We start from the raw sequence: 16,113 nt of genomic DNA, 5'->3' as shown, positions 1-16,113 counted from the left end.
CACGATGATGAAAGCCAAGACCGCAAGACAATTCGCCCCCTGGGCCATGCTCGCCGCCACGCTGCTGATCTGGCAGGCGCTGTGCAGCCTGCTCGCTGTATCCGAATTCATTTTCCCGAGCCCGCTGGCCATCATGGGCGCGATGGTGGAATTCGCCGGCCCGCTCGCCGAGCATGCCTGGCATACCTTCTGGGTGACGATGGCAGGCTTCGCCATCGCGGTCGTCGTCGGCGTGCTGCTCGGTGCAGCGATCGGCAGCTCCAGGCTGCTGTATGCCGCGGTGTATCCACTGATGACCGCGTTCAATGCCTTGCCCAAGGCGGCCTTCGTGCCGATCCTGGTGGTCTGGTTCGGCATCGGCGTCGGCCCGGCGATCCTGACTGCCTTTCTGATTTCCTTCTTTCCGGTGATGGTCAACATCGCCACCGGCCTGGCCACGCTGGAGCCCGAGCTGGAAGATGTGCTTCGCGTCCTTGGCGCAACCCGCGCCGACGTCTTGATCAAGGTCGGCCTGCCGCGCGCGATGCCCTTCTTCTTTGCGTCGCTGAAGGTGGCGATCACGCTGGCCTTCGTTGGCTCGACGGTGTCAGAGATGACTGCATCCAACGAAGGCATCGGCTACCTGCTGGTCTCGGCCGGCTCGTCGATGCGCATGCCGCTGGCCTTCGCCGGGCTGGTGACCATAGGCGCGATGGCCATGGCGATGTACGAGCTGTTTGCGATCGTCGAGAAGCGCACCACGGGCTGGGCGCATCGGGGCAAGGAAGCGAACTAGCAAGTGCGACCGATGCCGACCGTGCGCATCGTCGCCTCCTAAGCGAAGCGGTGCGCGAGATATCCAGCTTGCGCGATGACGCTTTCCAGGCGCGAAGGATAAGTCCTGGTTTCGTCGAAGCGCACCGTCACGAGACTGCGAAACAGCGAGACCACGACATCCTCCACACCTGTCACTCCCTTCAGTGCCCATTCGATCCTGTCAATACAAGCTTCCGAAAGAAGGCCGTCAACCTTGATGGCTGCGGTTTTCATGCTGTTGCTCCCTGTGCTGATTGCGAAAACATCTGATGCGGCAAATGCCGCGATGCGAAGCGCATCCTAAGGTCCATCAAGCACGATCCGGTATGACATGGATCAAAAACCGCCGTGTGTGCCGATATCACGCATTCGACGCTTTGCTCCTTGCTGCGCCGAACGAGCCCGTTTAATATGCATAGCAAATGCATCTTTAAAGGAGTCGATGATGACCAACCCGCAGCACCAGGCCTTGCCGCATGCAACGCGCAGCGGACCGTCGTGGTTGGAACACCCGATACTCGGCTTGGGCTTTCGACCCTTCTATCTCTTGAGCGCCGCATTCGCCGCGCTGGCCATTCCCGTCTGGCTTTTGCGCTACTACGGCAAGCTGCCAGGCGCAGCGCGGGTCGACCTGGTGTGGCACACCCATGAAATGGTCTATGGATTCGCCGTCGCGGTTCTGATCGGCTTTCTCTACACCGCCGCGCGCAACTGGACCGGCTTGTGGACGCCACGCCATGGCCATCTCGCGGCGCTTGCGCTGTTGTGGCTGGCGGGACGCGCTGCCATGCTGTTGCTGAACGCGCCACTGGCAGCCATCGTCGATCTGGCCTTCCTGCCGATGGCAGCCTGGCCGCTGTATCGAGTGCTGCGCCGGGCCGGCAACAAGCGCAACCTGTTTCTCGTTGCCTTGCTTGGCCTGCTTGCGCTGGTCAATCTGGCATTTCATGCCGCGCGGCTCGGATGGATCGAGATCTCGCCATTGCGCCCGGTGCACACAGCCATTCTGATCATCGTCGTCATTGAAAGCGCCATCGGCGGCCGCGTCATTCCGATGTTCACCGGGAATGCGCTGCCCGGCGTGAAGCCGCTGGTGGATGCGCGAGGCGACCGCATCGCGTTGGCGCTGACCATTGGCGCCGCGCTTGCCTGGACGCTGTCCCTGCCGGGCCCGCTATGCGCTGGTATCGCGGCAGCGGCCGCCGTGGCGCAAGCCACACGGCTTGCCGGATGGATGCCACATCGCACGCTCGCCTATCCGCTGCTGTGGATATTGCATGCGTCCTATGCCTGGATCGTCGTCGGCCTGCTGTTGCTGGCGCTGTCCGCCCTCGACGTGGTCAGCGCCAGCGCCGCGTTTCACGCGCTCGCGGTCGGCTCCATGGCGGGACTGGTCATCGGCATGATCACCCGCACCGCGCTAGGCCATACCGGGGCCGCATTGCGCGCCGGCGCCGGCGAGACGGCGATGTATGCGCTGGTGCAGTTCGGCGCGCTGGCGCGTCTGGCAGCCGCGATCGGGCCCGTGTCGTGGCGCGATGGCGCGCTGATGCTGGCCGCGCTGACCTGGTCACTTGCCTTCCTGCTGTACCTCGCGCTGTATCTGCCGCGGCTGTGCGCGCCACGGCCCGATGGCAAGCCGGGCTGAATCAGGGGTAGTAACGCAAATCCGGCGCCACATACACCATCACCTTTCTATCGATCAGCCCCGGCGGGGCAATCATGCGCAGGTCGATCGCGCTCACGTTCGACGCGATATTGAAGTGCCAGGCGAATGTCTGATCGCCTGCCACGAAACGCACCGTTTCCCCGCCCTTCACATTCACGAAGCGGGTCGCGGGTGAAATCACCACGCTGCGCTGCGCGGCTGCCGGCGCGACGGAATTGCCATACAGATCGGGCCGTGCGGCAGGCGCGGCCACGGTGGCGGTGCAGACGGACAGGATCGCCGTGGCGAACCATGGAGAGAGTCTTCGGATTTTCATGATGGCCTCCTGACACGAGCATGGGGTTTGCTGTCGTCGACGAAGGCTGGCGCGCATGCGTGTCTTCACCCGGCGGCTATTCCAGCATAGTCACCTAGCGCGATACGTCAGCCCGAAGACGCATGACATAGCGCAGACACGCCACGATATGCGTCATGCGCAGCAAAGCGGTGCATCGACCGCACATTCCTTGTGCGCGGCGGCCGCAGGTCATCGCTTCTCGCACCATTACCGAATCCAATTGCTCATCCGTGCCGGGGATTCGGTTGGCACGCCGCTTGCAAAGTGATTGCACGAGTAGAAGCGGCTAGCATCCGGCGCGCAACATCATGCGGATGCGGGGCATTGCTCCTGCGGACATCGGTCCGCCGCCCGGATGCGGGCGTTTGATCCAGGACCATTCCGATCATGAGGAGAAGCCAGCCATGCCTATCGAACCGACCATCCCAAGCCCTTGCAGCAGCGCCCTGCCATCTGGCCTGCCATGCGATGCGGCTGACCGGCGCATGCCAGGCATGCCCGACCCTCTTCACGCCGTTTTCTTCAACCTGCCATCAGCGAGAGCAATCATGAGCAAACCTTCTGTCTTCGGCCGTCTTTTCTCGTTGAGAAAAGCCCTAGTCCTTTCCCTGACCGCGGCCGCCAGCCTTTCCGCCGCGGCGGCCGACAAGGTGACTTTCCTCACGTCCTGGTATGCCCAGGCCGAGCATGGCGGCTTCTATCAGGCCGTGGCCAAGGGCATTTACAAGAAGTACGACCTCGACGTGACCATCAAGATGGGCGGCCCGCAGGTCAACGGCATGCAGCTGCTGACTTCGGGCCAGGCCGATTTCCTGATGGGCTATGACCTGCAGGTATTGAAGAGCGTAGAGCAGGGCTTGCCAGTGACGACGGTGGCCGCGAGCTTCCAGACCGATCCGCAGGGCATGATGACTCACGAGGATGTGAAGAGCCTGGCCGATCTGAAGAATGGCAAGACCGTGCTGGTCTCGACATCGGGCCGCACCACCTGGTGGCCCTGGCTCAAGGGCAAGTACGGCCTGACCGATGCGCAGTCGCGCCCCTACACCTTCAACCTGCAGCCCTTCATGGCCGATCCCAACATCGCGCAGCAGGCTTATCCGTCTTCCGAGCTGTTCCAGGCAATGAAGGCGAATGTGAAGGCCAACTTCTACCTGTTCGCCAACGACGGCTATCCGCCGTACGGCACCACCATCGTCACGATGGACAAGTTCGTCAAGGAAAAGCCGGACGTGGTCGCGCGCTTCGTGCGCGCTTCCATGGAAGGCTGGAAGAGCTATCTCGCCGATCCGGCGGCGGCGAATGCCCTGATCAAGGCCGACAACCCGAACATGAAGGATGACCAGATCGCCTATGCGATCGAGAAGCTCAAGGAATACCAATTCGTTGGCGGCGGCGACGCGGCCAAGCAGGGCATCGGTGTGATGACCGAAGCGCGCTGGAAGAAGACCTATGACTTCATGGTCTCGGCCGAGCTGCTCAAGCCCGACACCGACTGGCACAAGGCGTTCACCACCCAGTTCGTCAAGGACCTGAAGGTCATGCCCTGAGCGTTTTGATGCGGCCGGCAACCATGCCGGTCGCATGGGGCGAAGGCGACCGTGTTGGCGCGCCGGCCCCGGCTTCAATGAAGCCGCAATCCTGGAGTACCCCATGCTTGTCACCAAACAGAAAGTCCTGCGCCGTTTCTGGTACGCGCTGATGCCGATGTCCATGCTCGACGACGGGCCGCAACCGTTCACGCTGCTCGGCGAAAACCTCGTGATCTGGAAGGGCGCCGACGGCAAGCCGGCCGCGCTGCGCGACCGCTGCTGCCACCGCACCGCGAAGCTGTCCAAGGGCTTCGTCGAAAACGGCAACATCGTTTGCGGCTACCACGGCTGGACCTATGACTGCTCGGGCGCCTGCGTGCGCATCCCGCAGAGTCCGAACAGCGCGATCCCTGCCGGCGCGAAAGTACCCTCGTTTCATTGCCAGGAGAAATATGGCTATGTCTGGGTCGCGCTGGAAGACCCACTGCAGCCGATTCCCGACTTCCCCGAAGATGGCGATCCGGCCTATCGCCGCATCCTGCAGTTCTATGAAAAGTGGAACACCAGCCCGCTGCGGGTGATGGAAAACTCTTTCGACAATTCGCATTTCAGCTTTGTGCACAAGGCCAATTTCGGTTTGATCGATAACCCGGTGCCGTCGAAATACGACTTTCGGCCGAACGACTGGGGCTTCGAAGCCGAGACCCATGTGCCGATCCGCAATCCGCCGGAAAGCTTTCGCATCACCGGCACCACCGACGCGATCACGGAGCGGCACCTGACCAACCGCTGGTATCTGCCGTTCTCGCGCCGCTTCGGCTGCGTGTATCCGGCATCGAACCGGCATCACATCATCTACAACTGCGCCACGCCCATCGACGACAAGACGCTGATGCTGGCGCAATGGCTGTACCGCAACGATGACGAGGCCAGTTGCTCGACGCAGGAACTGATCGATTGGGACAGGCCGATCACGAACGAGGACCGCGACATCCTCGAAGCGACCGAGTACGACGCCTGCATCGATACCCGCCGCCGCGTCGAATTCCACATGGAGTCGGACAAGCCGGGCCTGTTGATGCGGCGCATGCTGCTTGAACTGCTCGAGCAGCACGGCGAGGAAGAAGTGTTCGAAGCGTCCGGACCCGGGACCGCTGCGCAATGAAACCGCAACAGCCGGGTGCGCCCGGCAAGGAAGCGACGATGAAACGTGAAGAAGCTGAACTGCTTGCCAGGAGCGCCACCGAGGGCGAGGCAAAGGATGCGGTGTTGCTGGCCAATGGCGTGGAAAAGACTTACCCGAACGGTACCCACGCGCTGGACCGCGTGCGGCTGGCGATAGGCCGCGGCGAGTTCGTGTCGCTGCTCGGTCCGTCCGGATGCGGCAAGAGCACGCTGCTGAAGATGTTCGCCGGCCTCGAGCAGCCTTCGGCGGGACAGGTGCGCTGGTGGGGCAGCAACATGGCTTCAGTGAACACGCCGGGCCGCACGCTGGCGATGGTGTTCCAGGAAGCCACGCTGATGCCCTGGGCGCGCGTGGCCGACAATGCGCGGCTGCCGCTGGATCTGGCCGGCGTGCCGCGTGTACAGGCGGATGCGCGCGTGCGTGATGCGCTGGACCTGGTCGGCCTGTCGAAGTTCGGCCAGGTCTATCCGCGCGAGCTTTCCGGCGGCATGCAGATGCGCGCCTCGATCGCGCGGGCGCTGGCGACCGAGCCGAATCTGCTGCTGATGGACGAGCCTTTCGGCGCGCTCGATGAGTTCACCCGCAACAAGCTCGATGCGGATCTGCGCACGCTGTGGTCGCAGCGCGATCTCACCGTGGTCTTTGTCACCCACAGCATTTACGAGGCGGTGTATTTGTCGTCGCGCGTGGTGGTGATGGCCGCGCGGCCGGGTCGCGTGATTGCCGATGTGCCTATCGACGGCCCGGCAGTGCGCGATGAAGACTTCCGCGTGTCACCGCAATTCGTTGGCTATTGCAAGCAGCTGTCGGACCTGCTGGTTGCCGCCAATCAGACATCCGCCCATTGAAGGAGAACACCATGTCCCCCGCTTCCAGGCCTCCGCTGCTGGCCGATCCGCGCATGCGCCGCATGGCTGCGCCGCTTGCGGTCGGCGCATTGATGCTGCTCGTATGGCAGATGCTGTGCACCTTGTTGCAGGTGCCGGTCTACCTGGTGCCTTCGCCATCGGCGATTGGCCATACCCTGTTCGCCGACTGGAGCCTGCTGTTTCATGCATTGCTGGTCACCTTGCGCATCACTTTCTTCGCCTTTTCGCTGGCAGTGGGGCTTGGCGTGTTGACGGCCTTCCTCTTCGTGCAGAGCCGCGTGCTCGAAGCGGCGCTGTTTCCCTATGCGATCCTGCTGCAGGTCACGCCCATCGTCGCGATTGCGCCGTTGATCATCATCTGGGTCAAGACCCCGGCGATTGCGCTCACGCTGTGCGCAACGATGATGGCGGTGTTTCCCATCATCTCGAACACAGTGCTGGGCTTGCGCAGCGTGAATCCGGGATTGCTCAATCTGTTCCGGCTCAACCGCGCCAGTCGCTGGCAAACGCTGGTGCGGCTGCGCATTCCGAGCGCGTTGCCGAGCATTTTCGGCGGACTGCGTATTTCCTCGGGGCTGGCATTGATCGGCGCGGTCGTGGCCGAATTTGTCGCCGGCACGGGCGGAACCAGTACCGGATTGGCATATCAACTGCTCCAGGCCGGCTTCGAATTGAACATACCGCGCATGTTCGCCGCGCTGTTCCTGATTACCGTGACCGGTGTGCTGCTGTTTGGGCTGATGGGCTTGCTGTCGCGGGCCTGTCTGTCGCGCTGGCACGAGAGCGAGATGGAGGCTTGAAGCCTCCATCTCGCCGTAGGTTGGGCTGACAAGCCCAACATGAAGCCTGATCCCGTGCGGACTTCCGTTGGGCTTCCTTCGTCAGCCCAACCTACGCAATCGTTCGCAGGCTCCGTCCATCTTCATCCGCTCATCCCTGTCGATCCTGTTTCCCATGACATCTCCCTCCTTCCTGATCCAGAACGTCGCCGCCGTCATGACCGGCCTGCCCGGCGCGGCCGCGCGCCATCCCGGCCCGGACATCCGCATCGCTGACGGCAAGATCGCCGCGATGGGCAAGCTCACGCCCGCGCCGGGCGAATCCATCGTCGACGCGAGCGACTGCGTCGTGTATCCGGCCTGGGTCAATACTCATCACCACCTGTTCCAGTCGCTGCTCAAGGGCGATCCGCAGGGCATCGACCTCGCGCTGACGCCCTGGCTGGGCGCCACGCCTTACCGCTTCCGGCCGCGCTTCGATGAAGCGATGTTCCGGGTTGCGGTGCGCATCGGCCTGGTGGAGCTGCTGCGCTCGGGCTGCGGCACCGTGGCCGATCACAATTACCTGTACTACCCGGGCATGCCTTATGACACTTCCGCGATCCTGTTCGAGGAAGCCGAGGCGCTGGGCCTGCGCTTCGTGCTGTGCCGCGGCGGCGCCACGAAAACACGCGCGCTGGAAGCATCGCTGCCGGCCTCGCTGCGCCCGGAGACGCTGGAGCACTACCTGGCCGATATCGAGCGCCTTGCCGGCCGCTATCACGATGCCTCGCCGTTCGCAAAGCGCCGCATCGTGCTGGCGCCGACCACGCCGCTGCATTCGATGGACCCGGGCGAGTTGCGCGAAGCGGCGGCCTGCGCGCGCCACCTTGGCATCCGGCTGCACAGTCATCTCTCCGAGACGGTGGAATATGCGAACGGCGCGCGCGAGCGCTTCGGCATGACGCCGGTCGAGTTCGTCGGGGAACACGATTGGCTCGGCAGCGACGTCTGGTTCGCGCACCTGGTCAAGCTGGAGGATGCCGAGATCCGTCTGCTCGGCGCGACCGGCACCGGCATCGCGCACTGCCCGCAGAGCAATGGCCGGCTTGGCAGCGGCATTGCGCCGGTGCGGCAGCTCGAGGATGCGGGCGCGGCGGTGTCGGTTGGCGTCGATGGCGCGGCGTCGAATGAAGCGGCCGACATGATTTCCGAGCTGCATGCCGCCTGGCTGATGCAGCGCGCGCGGCGTGGCGAATCGGCCAGAGCCACGCATGCCGGAGGAGACTTCGAAGGCGGCGCCGATGCGGCGTCGATCGAAGACGTCGTGCGCTGGGGCAGCAGCGGCGGCGCGCGCGTCTTGGGCTTGTCCGGTCTCGCCGGCCTGGCGCCGGGCAATGCCGCCGACCTGGCGATCTGGTCGCTCGACGATCCGCGCTACTTCGGCCTGCATGACATCGCGATCGGTCCCATCGCTTCCGGTGGCAGGCCATATCTGAAGGCCTTGTTCGTCGGCGGCGCGCGCGTGGTTGCGGACGACGCGATTCCCGGCGTCGATCTGCGTGAGCTGGCGGCGCAGGCGCGTGCGGCGACCAAACGTCTGCTCGCGGCATGATGGCATGGCGCCAGTTCCGTCGCCGGCGCGTGTGAGCGGGCGACGGAGCCGGCGTACGGCATGGCGCATGCGCAGTGCTTTCCCACGCTTTGCCTGCCTCCCCGGCTGGGTCATATTTGGACAATCGTTCGATTTGCGAATTTCATCTAGCTCATAAAAGAACAAAAACGCTTCTACCGAACTTACGCGGCGCCTCCAATCACCATCCCTGAACGTCTTTTCAGCTTCTTCTAACCGATTGCCCTTTCTGTACTTGCGCCGTGAGCGATGACCGCATCGCATGCGGCGACGCTGCGAATGGAGGAATGGGCAAATCATGGATAGAAGAAAGTTTCTGCTGTCGTCGTCCGCGCTGCTGCTTGCAGGCTGTGGCGGCAATACCGATCCGGGTCCGCATAGCCGCTTCGAAGCGGGCCGCAAATATCTGTTCGAAGACGTGCCGGTCGCGGTGCTCGCCGGCAGCTGGCGCCAGATGGGCCGGCAATACGGCGCCTTCTTCGCTGACGGCATCCGGGCGACGTATCGAATGGTCGCCCCGTATGAGGACCAATACAACCGCGGCTGCGGCAGGATGAACCGCGACATCATCGAGGAAATCCATGCCGCCTACCCGCAGGGCATGCAGCAATTCTTCGTCGGCATGGCCGAAACCTCGGGACTGGCTCTGGACCAGGTCAAGGCAGCCAATGCGCTGGAAATGATCCTGATCTTCGGCTCCGGCATCTATCCGCAAACGCGCTGCTCCGGCGTATCCGTGTGGGGTGACTACAGCGTGGACAAACGCCTCGTCTACGGTCGCAACTACGACTACACCGCGGCCTTCGCCGCGCTGGACGAGCATGTGGTCGTGACCGTGTTCCATCCCGATGACGGCTCAATACCGTTCGCGATCTGCACCTGGGCCGGCTGCATCTACGCGTCCACCGGCATCAATGCGCGCGGCATCTTCGTTGAAGAAAACGATTGCTCTCAGCATGACAGGCTGGCGAGCGGCTTCTATGCCACTGGCGACCACTACAACATGCGCACCTGGGTGCGGGACGATGCGATGCTGATGGCCTTGCTTGCCGGCGCCGGCTCCATGGATGAAGCGGATACGTGGATGCGCGCCAATCTGCCGGTCTATTCGCATAACATCGGCGTGGCCGACAGCCGCGAGGCGCGCTGCTATCAATGGAATGTTGCCGAGCGCGTGCCGCATGCGCCGTATGTGCGCCAGACCGAGGGTCTGATGGCGCAGACCAATCACTATTTCCAGGTGCCGCAGGGATGGGAACTCGCGCCGTTCAGCGAAGGCGACGGCGCAAGCGGCAGCATTCCCGGCGGCAGTATCGCCAGGCTCAACAACCTGCTGAACATTGCCGAAGGGCGCAGGGGCGCGATCGACCTCGACGGCATGTGCGCCCTGATGGACGTGGAAATTGGCGACGGCGGCGCGCGGGTGGACGGCACGCTGTTTCAGATCGTCTGTCAACCCGAAACATTGCGCCTGCGGCTGACCACGCTGAAACGACGCGGTCGCTGGATCGATATTCCGTTGTCCGGGCTGCTGCTTGCGAAAAATAGCTGAGGCGCCTTCGCCTTCGCCTTCGCCTTCGCCTTTTGCGGCACGAGGGTGATCGCTCCAGTTTCTGGTACATCCGCCACAGAATGGACTTTCTTGTACGGCCCCACGGCATAGGTGGATGTGCGCAGACGCCAATGTTGCCTCTCCGCATCAAATTCTGGAATAAATTGCGGGTGCGCTGGTCAGGCACGGCTTGACGCCACCTTGGGGAGGGGCGCGATGTGTAGAATTGCATCCGCATTTGCGATCCATCCCGCCCTCATTCATGTCCGCCCCCGATTTCCTCATCAAGAATTGCCCTGGCAGCTCGTCTTCGTCGCGCTGCCCAACGAGCTGGAGCCGCCTGAAAACCTCGTTTTCCGATGCGGTTCGCCATTGCAACGGCTGCAACCGCAAGGTGTATCTCTGCCTGAATGACCAGGACTTGAAGTTTTATTCCTCGCTGAAATATCCGATTGCGGTGGACAGCCCCGATACCGAAGCGGCGCTTGCCCAGGTTGATGCCATGCCCGTGGCGACCGCAACGGAAACGAGTGCGACGCCGCGTTCGCAGGCGCTTCCGCCGGTTGCCGAGACGGCGTTGGCCGCCGCGCCCAGCGTCTGGCGGCGTCCGCCACAGATGAGCAGCGAAAACGTTTTGACGCAAGAAGACGTGGAAAACCTCGATGACATGCCGGCTTTCATGCGCTGCCTGACCCAGGCGCGATAGATGGTGCGCAGGCCGCAACGGCATCCGATCTTTCCCGGCGGGAAAAAGTGTAAGAATTTGTTATAACTGCTAACCCGTTTCCGATGTCGGGCGTTACTGGCAGACCGACATTCCACACGGAGACTTCAATGAAACTCGGAATCACACAACTCGCGCAACTGACAGTGCAAGCGCTGGACCACCGGGCCAAAACGCTTTGCGGAAAAGTCCTCGATCAGCACAATGACGCCGCGCGCGGTGAAACGCTGTATCAGCAGGTCCATGCAGAAGCGGAAAAGAGCCATGCCGCACTGCGACTGCTTCTGCGCGAAGTGATTGACGCCGCCGACCATGCGGCGCGCCGCGGAGACCGAGCCGCGGTTTCCCGAGAAAACGATGAAAAGGCGCATGCGATCAGGCAGGCCCAAGCCGCCATCGATCGCGTCGTCAGCAAATACCAGCCGCAAAGAATCGCCGCCTGAGCCGCGCGCCCGAAACGCGCTCCCCCTTACAGCGTATTGCTATCCAACGATGGTGGCCGCCATGTCGCCGCCGCCGTTGAGGCATGCGGCCAACGTTTTTCCGGTGGGCATCGATGTGAAGCCTTCCAAGGTGGCGAGCACGTTGCATGCCGTGCCGCTTTGCCGAGCGCCATCCGCGAAACCTGTTGAACATTGCCCCCAGTAACCAGCTTCTTCCGGGGCGACGCGCATTTCTGCGAGCGTAGCGGGCGGCAAACAGCGGTGTGAACGGCTCAACAGCCATCCACTTCCGCATCTGCTTTCGACGGTGAAGCCAGCGCTACTGCGCCAGCAGCGCGCAGAACCGGTCCAGGTCGACGTTGCCGCCGCTGATGATCACGCCGACGCGCTTGCCGGCGAGCTCGTTGCGCATGCGACGCGCCGCGGCAAAACCAAGGCAGCCGGTCGGCTCGAATACCATCTTCAAGCGCTCGGCGGCAAAGCGCATGCAATCGACCAGTTCCGCGTCGGTAGCGGTAAGCACATCGTCGACATCGCGGCGGATGATCGCGAAGGTGAGGTCGCCCAGATGCTGCGTCTGCGCGCCATCGGCAATGGTCTTCGGCGTGTCAATGTGCACGATGCTGCCGCTGCGGAAGGATTGCTGCGCATCATTGCCGGCCTCGGGCTCGACGCCGTACACCCTGCAATCCGGCGCCATTGCGCGCGCGGCCAGGGCGCTGCCGGAAATGAGGCCGCCGCCGCCGAGAGGCACGAATAGCGCATCGAGCGCGCCGACTTCTTCAAACAATTCCAGCGCCGCAGTGCCCTGTCCGGCGATCACGTCAGGATGGTTGTATGGCGGAATCAGCGTCATGCCATGCTGTTGCGCCAGGTCGCGGCCGATCTGCTCGCGGTCTTCGGTATAGCGGTCGTACAGCACCACATTGCCGCCGTAGCCGCGCGTGGCGGCAATCTTCGCCGCCGGCGCATCCTGCGGCATCACGATTGTGGCCGGAATGCCGAGGATACGCGCTGACAGCGCGATCGCCTGCGCGTGATTGCCCGAGGAAAAGGCGACCACGCCGGCGCTACGCTGCCTCGCATCGAAGCGAGACAGCGCGTTGAACGCGCCGCGGAATTTGAAGGCGCCCATGCGCTGCAGGTTCTCGCATTTGAAGAACACTTCCGCGCCGAGCGCTTCGTTAACGGTGCGTGAAGTGATGACGGGAGTGCGGTGGGCTTGCCCCTGGATGCGGTTGGCGGCGGCACGCACGTCGTTGAAGTCAGGGAGAGGAGGCAGATTCATGAAGTGATTGGCGGTAGCGCGAGTAGGCTCGAATTGTGACAGAAACTATTACGATCGTGCGCTGCCGCCAAGGCATGCATGAGATTCACTACACTCGCGGCCAGAGAGAAACGGCTTGAAGTTTCAATCGGAGAGTAGCGGCGCTCGACTGTCTGTTACTCGCTTTGCTCGTTTCTCTGCTGATTACGGCGGAACACCTCAACAAGGCGAGCTTCGTCCTCTTCCTCGAAGGCGCGCTCAGGAATCGTGATGCGCGTCAGTGATTGGCTTTCCAGGATGCCTTCCAACAATTTCTTCATGCCGGCTGTGCTTATTCCGCTCCGAACAATGACGACCTTGCTTAATACGTTGTTGTCTCTGAACGCGTTTGCGAGCGATTCCGCTGCAACAGTGTTGATTGGAATTTCCATCAAACAGAGCGTCTTGATACTGCGGTTGGATTTCAACGTTCCGGCCAAGGCTTCCATGCCGTATTTCCCGAATTCCGGGTTTTCAATGCTGAGTGTCTTGAGCGTCTTGTTGTTTTCCACCCCCTGAAATACGAGACATATGCTGTCACTGTCTGCCCAGTTTCCGGCAATGCGCAGAACGTCAATGGACGCGTTCATGTGCAGCATTTGGGCGCAAGCCGCGCACACTTCTTTGCTGATGTGGCCACCAGTCAGATTCAGCGTAGTCACTTTGTTGTTTTCCCCCAGTGCGATCAGTAGACCTGCAAGGTAGTCACTGTCCACGCAAAGGTCGATCTCGATGTCTTTCACTTGGGACGGGGACTGTGCGATCCAGGCACTTAGTTCAAGCAGTTCACCGTCACCGATTGACCCATCAATCATCAATTTTCCAGATGCGCTCAGCTTATTTGCCAGCAACTTTTCCAGCACGACGGGAATTTCGTCCGGCCCAGCCTGCTGCGGCGCGTCGTTCTCGGTTTGGTTGAAAGATTCGTAGCTGCGCTTCAGATTCGGAGCGCTACGTGTATTGCGTGGCGAGTTGTCCATATCAATTTTCTCTGTTTGCGCCGCCCGTATGGTCGGCAGGATGCGGTTCGTGGCAAAAGGATGTCGGGCGTTCCACCATCAAACTGCCATCTCGAAACATTTCGTTACCTGCTTTACGGCGTCGCACTGGTTATGTTCGGTATCCGAATGTTTAATACCCATGTGTTCAACGGAGAAAAACATGAACAGATTGATTTCCTGGATCGCGGCAAGTCTGGCTGGCGCGGCACTAATGGCGGCCATGGCCCCGGCAAACGCCGCGCATGTGGATGTCGGCGTCAATATCGGCGTGCCGGTGGCGCCGGCGCCGATCTATGTGGAGCCGCGTCCGCCAGTGGTGGTGCAGCCGGCGCCGGTGTATGTGGAACCGCGGCCGGTCTATGTCGAACGAGGCCCCGGCTGGCGCGAGCGCGAATGGCATGAACGTGAACGGCGCGAGCGTGAATGGCGCGAACGTGAGCGGCGCGAGCATGAATGGCGGGAACATGAGCGCTACGAGCGCCATGAGCACCACGACAACGGCTGGCATCGCGGCGAAGATCGTCGTTGATCGCAGTCAGGCTGCGCCGACGCTGGGCAAATGGCAGTAGCGTCGCCCACGCGCGGCGCTACAATGCCGGATTTCCGCGGCCGGGAGCCGGCAGCAATGCTTCCAGCCGCGACGATCAACCTGGCGGATAGCATCTTCTCCTCATGAAATTCGATGTCGTCATCATCGGCGCCGGCCTGGCCGGCCTGTCGGTAGCGCTGCACCTGGCCCGCGATCATCAGGTCGCGGTGATCTGCAAGAGGGAATTGCCGGACGGCGCGAGCAACTGGGCCCAGGGCGGCATTGCCGCGGTGCTCGATTCCGGCGACAGCATCGACGAGCATGTGGCCGACACCCTCGAAGCCGGCGCCGGCCTGTGCGACGAAACCGCGACGCGCCACATCGTCTCCCAGGGCCGCGCGGCCATCGACTGGCTGATCGAACAGGGCGTGCCGTTCACGCCGGACGCCACCGCCGAATTCGGTTATCACCTCACCCGCGAAGGCGGCCACACCCAGCGGCGAATCATTCATGCCGCCGACGCCACCGGGCGCGCGGTGCAGGAAACCCTGGAAGAGCGGGTGCGCTCCCATCCGAACATCACGCTGCTGGAGCGGCATATCGCGGTCGATCTGATCACCAGCGCCGCGCTGCCTGGCGAATCGCACGCACGCCGCTGCGTCGGCGTCTATGTGCAGGATGTGGCCAGCGGCCAAGTGCTGACGATCGCCGCCGGCAACACGGTGCTGGCCACCGGCGGCGCCGGAAAGGTGTACCTGTACACCACCAATCCCGACACCGCCACCGGCGACGGCATCGCGATGGCCTGGCGCGCCGGCTGCCGCGTGGCCAACATGGAATTCATCCAGTTCCATCCGACCTGCCTGTACCACCCGTACGCAAAGTCCTTCCTGATCAGCGAAGCGGTGCGCGGCGAAGGCGGCGTGCTGAAGCTGCCCGAAAGCGCCGGTCCGGCGGCCGGCATGCGCTTCATGCCCGGCCACGACCGCCGCGGCGAACTCGCGCCGCGCGACATCGTCGCCCGCGCCATCGACTATGAAATCAAGAAGCGCGGCCTGGACCATGTCGACCTCGACATCAGCCATCAAAGCCCGGAGTTCCTGCGCGAACACTTTCCCAACATCCTGGCGCGTTGCCTGGAATTCGGCATCGACATCACGAAGCAGCCGATTCCGGTGGTGCCGGCGGCGCATTACACCTGCGGCGGCGTGGTCACTGATGTGGCCGGACGCACCGACCTGCCCGGCCTGTACGCCGTCGGCGAAACCGCCTGCACCGGCCTGCATGGCGCAAACCGGCTGGCCAGCAATTCCTTGCTCGAATGCGTGGTGCTGGGTCGCGGCGCGGCGCAGCATATCGCGGCGCAGCCCCGGACCTCGATTCCTTCGCTGCCGCAATGGGATGAAAGCCGCGTCACCGACGCCGACGAGGAAGTAGTGATTGCGCAGAACTGGGACGAGCTGCGCCGCTTCATGTGGAATTTCGTCGGCATCGTGCGCACCACGAAGCGCCTGAAGCGCGCGCGCGAACGCATCCGCCTCTTGAAAGCCGAGATCGACGAATACTATTCGAACTTCCGCATCACGCCGGACTTGCTGGAGCTGCGCAACCTGGTCGTGGTCGCATCGTTGATTGTTGATAGCGCGCTGCTGCGCAATGAAAGCCGCGGCCTGCATTACAGCCTCGATCACTGCGATACCCTCCCCAAGGCGCTGCCCACGGTGCTCACGCCGGCGCCGCGCGAAGCCTGAACCTTATTCAACCTGCCATGGATGCAAA

General features: G+C 62.7%; 16 protein-coding genes. 12 read left to right on the top strand and 4 right to left on the bottom strand.

What is annotated here, in order from left to right; all coding sequences use genetic code 11:
* The first annotated feature begins 4 nt into the window (after positions 1–4).
* Positions 5–775 (top strand): ABC transporter permease, encoded by a 771-nt coding sequence (locus JJB74_RS09965; protein ID WP_407672305.1) that lies wholly within the window; start codon positions 5–7, stop codon positions 773–775.
* A 38-nt stretch (positions 776–813) separates the two neighbouring features.
* Here JJB74_RS09965 and JJB74_RS09960 read toward each other — a convergent pair whose 3' ends face one another.
* Entirely contained in the window at positions 814–1,029 is a 216-nt protein-coding gene (locus JJB74_RS09960) for a heavy-metal-associated domain-containing protein (RefSeq protein WP_200591696.1), read from the bottom strand.
* A gap of 208 nt (positions 1,030–1,237) precedes the next feature.
* On the opposite strand from JJB74_RS09960, the gene JJB74_RS09955 reads away from it, so the two are divergent.
* On the top strand, positions 1,238–2,443 hold the full coding sequence (locus tag JJB74_RS09955; RefSeq protein WP_234484078.1) for an NnrS family protein: 1,206 nt from the start codon (positions 1,238–1,240) through the stop codon (positions 2,441–2,443).
* 1 nt (position 2,444) lies between these two features.
* Here the strand turns inward: JJB74_RS09955 and JJB74_RS09950 are convergent, their stop codons facing one another.
* On the bottom strand, positions 2,445–2,780 hold the full coding sequence (locus JJB74_RS09950; RefSeq protein WP_200591695.1) for a CzcE family metal-binding protein: 336 nt from the start codon (positions 2,778–2,780) through the stop codon (positions 2,445–2,447).
* Between the two features lie 569 nt (positions 2,781–3,349).
* Here JJB74_RS09950 and JJB74_RS09945 point away from each other — a divergent pair.
* The 8 genes from JJB74_RS09945 (at position 3,350) to JJB74_RS09910 (ending at position 11,498) form a co-directional block, all read left to right on the top strand.
* A complete protein-coding gene (locus JJB74_RS09945; protein WP_200591694.1) occupies positions 3,350–4,351 on the top strand; it encodes an ABC transporter substrate-binding protein in 1,002 nt (333 codons plus the stop codon).
* Between the two features lie 103 nt (positions 4,352–4,454).
* Complete coding sequence (locus JJB74_RS09940; RefSeq protein ID WP_200591693.1) at positions 4,455–5,498, top strand: aromatic ring-hydroxylating dioxygenase subunit alpha; 1,044 nt, start codon at positions 4,455–4,457, stop codon at positions 5,496–5,498.
* A 38-nt stretch (positions 5,499–5,536) separates the two neighbouring features.
* Positions 5,537–6,367 carry an ABC transporter ATP-binding protein gene (locus JJB74_RS09935; RefSeq protein WP_200591692.1) on the top strand — a complete coding sequence of 277 codons (831 nt, stop codon included), beginning with the start codon at positions 5,537–5,539 and terminating at the stop codon, positions 6,365–6,367.
* 11 nt (positions 6,368–6,378) lie between these two features.
* On the top strand, positions 6,379–7,188 hold the full coding sequence (locus JJB74_RS09930) for an ABC transporter permease (protein WP_200591691.1): 810 nt from the start codon (positions 6,379–6,381) through the stop codon (positions 7,186–7,188).
* A gap of 154 nt (positions 7,189–7,342) precedes the next feature.
* The gene (locus tag JJB74_RS09925) at positions 7,343–8,761 is read left to right on the top strand and encodes an amidohydrolase family protein (protein ID WP_200591690.1); all 1,419 of its coding nucleotides are present in this window, start codon (positions 7,343–7,345) and stop codon (positions 8,759–8,761) included.
* Between the two features lie 316 nt (positions 8,762–9,077).
* Positions 9,078–10,331: a C45 family autoproteolytic acyltransferase/hydolase gene (locus JJB74_RS09920; RefSeq protein WP_200591689.1), complete on the top strand. Its 1,254-nt coding sequence runs from the start codon at positions 9,078–9,080 to the stop codon at positions 10,329–10,331.
* A 262-nt stretch (positions 10,332–10,593) separates the two neighbouring features.
* A complete protein-coding gene (locus tag JJB74_RS09915) occupies positions 10,594–11,037 on the top strand; it encodes a hypothetical protein (RefSeq protein WP_200591688.1) in 444 nt (147 codons plus the stop codon).
* A gap of 128 nt (positions 11,038–11,165) precedes the next feature.
* The gene (locus tag JJB74_RS09910) at positions 11,166–11,498 is read left to right on the top strand and encodes a hypothetical protein (protein ID WP_200591687.1); all 333 of its coding nucleotides are present in this window, start codon (positions 11,166–11,168) and stop codon (positions 11,496–11,498) included.
* A 319-nt stretch (positions 11,499–11,817) separates the two neighbouring features.
* Here the strand turns inward: JJB74_RS09910 and JJB74_RS09905 are convergent, their stop codons facing one another.
* Positions 11,818–12,786, bottom strand: a complete 969-nt coding sequence (locus JJB74_RS09905) for a threo-3-hydroxy-L-aspartate ammonia-lyase (RefSeq protein ID WP_200591686.1) — start codon at positions 12,784–12,786, stop codon at positions 11,818–11,820.
* A 155-nt stretch (positions 12,787–12,941) separates the two neighbouring features.
* Positions 12,942–13,784, bottom strand: a complete 843-nt coding sequence (locus JJB74_RS09900) for a leucine-rich repeat domain-containing protein (RefSeq protein WP_200591685.1) — start codon at positions 13,782–13,784, stop codon at positions 12,942–12,944.
* Between the two features lie 181 nt (positions 13,785–13,965).
* Here JJB74_RS09900 and JJB74_RS09895 point away from each other — a divergent pair, with 181 nt between their 5' ends.
* Together JJB74_RS09895 and nadB are read left to right on the top strand one after the other, a co-directional pair.
* Positions 13,966–14,334: a hypothetical protein gene (locus tag JJB74_RS09895; RefSeq protein ID WP_200591684.1), complete on the top strand. Its 369-nt coding sequence runs from the start codon at positions 13,966–13,968 to the stop codon at positions 14,332–14,334.
* Positions 14,335–14,477: 143 nt separating this feature from the next.
* A complete protein-coding gene (nadB, locus tag JJB74_RS09890; protein WP_200591683.1) occupies positions 14,478–16,085 on the top strand; it encodes an L-aspartate oxidase in 1,608 nt (535 codons plus the stop codon).
* The last annotated feature ends 28 nt before the right edge of the window (positions 16,086–16,113 follow it).

Origin of the sequence: Noviherbaspirillum pedocola (assembly GCF_016632335.1) — a bacterium.
GTDB classification, from domain to species: Bacteria; Pseudomonadota; Gammaproteobacteria; order Burkholderiales; family Burkholderiaceae_D; genus Noviherbaspirillum_A; species Noviherbaspirillum_A pedocola.
This window is presented reverse-complemented; position numbering and strand designations above follow the sequence as displayed.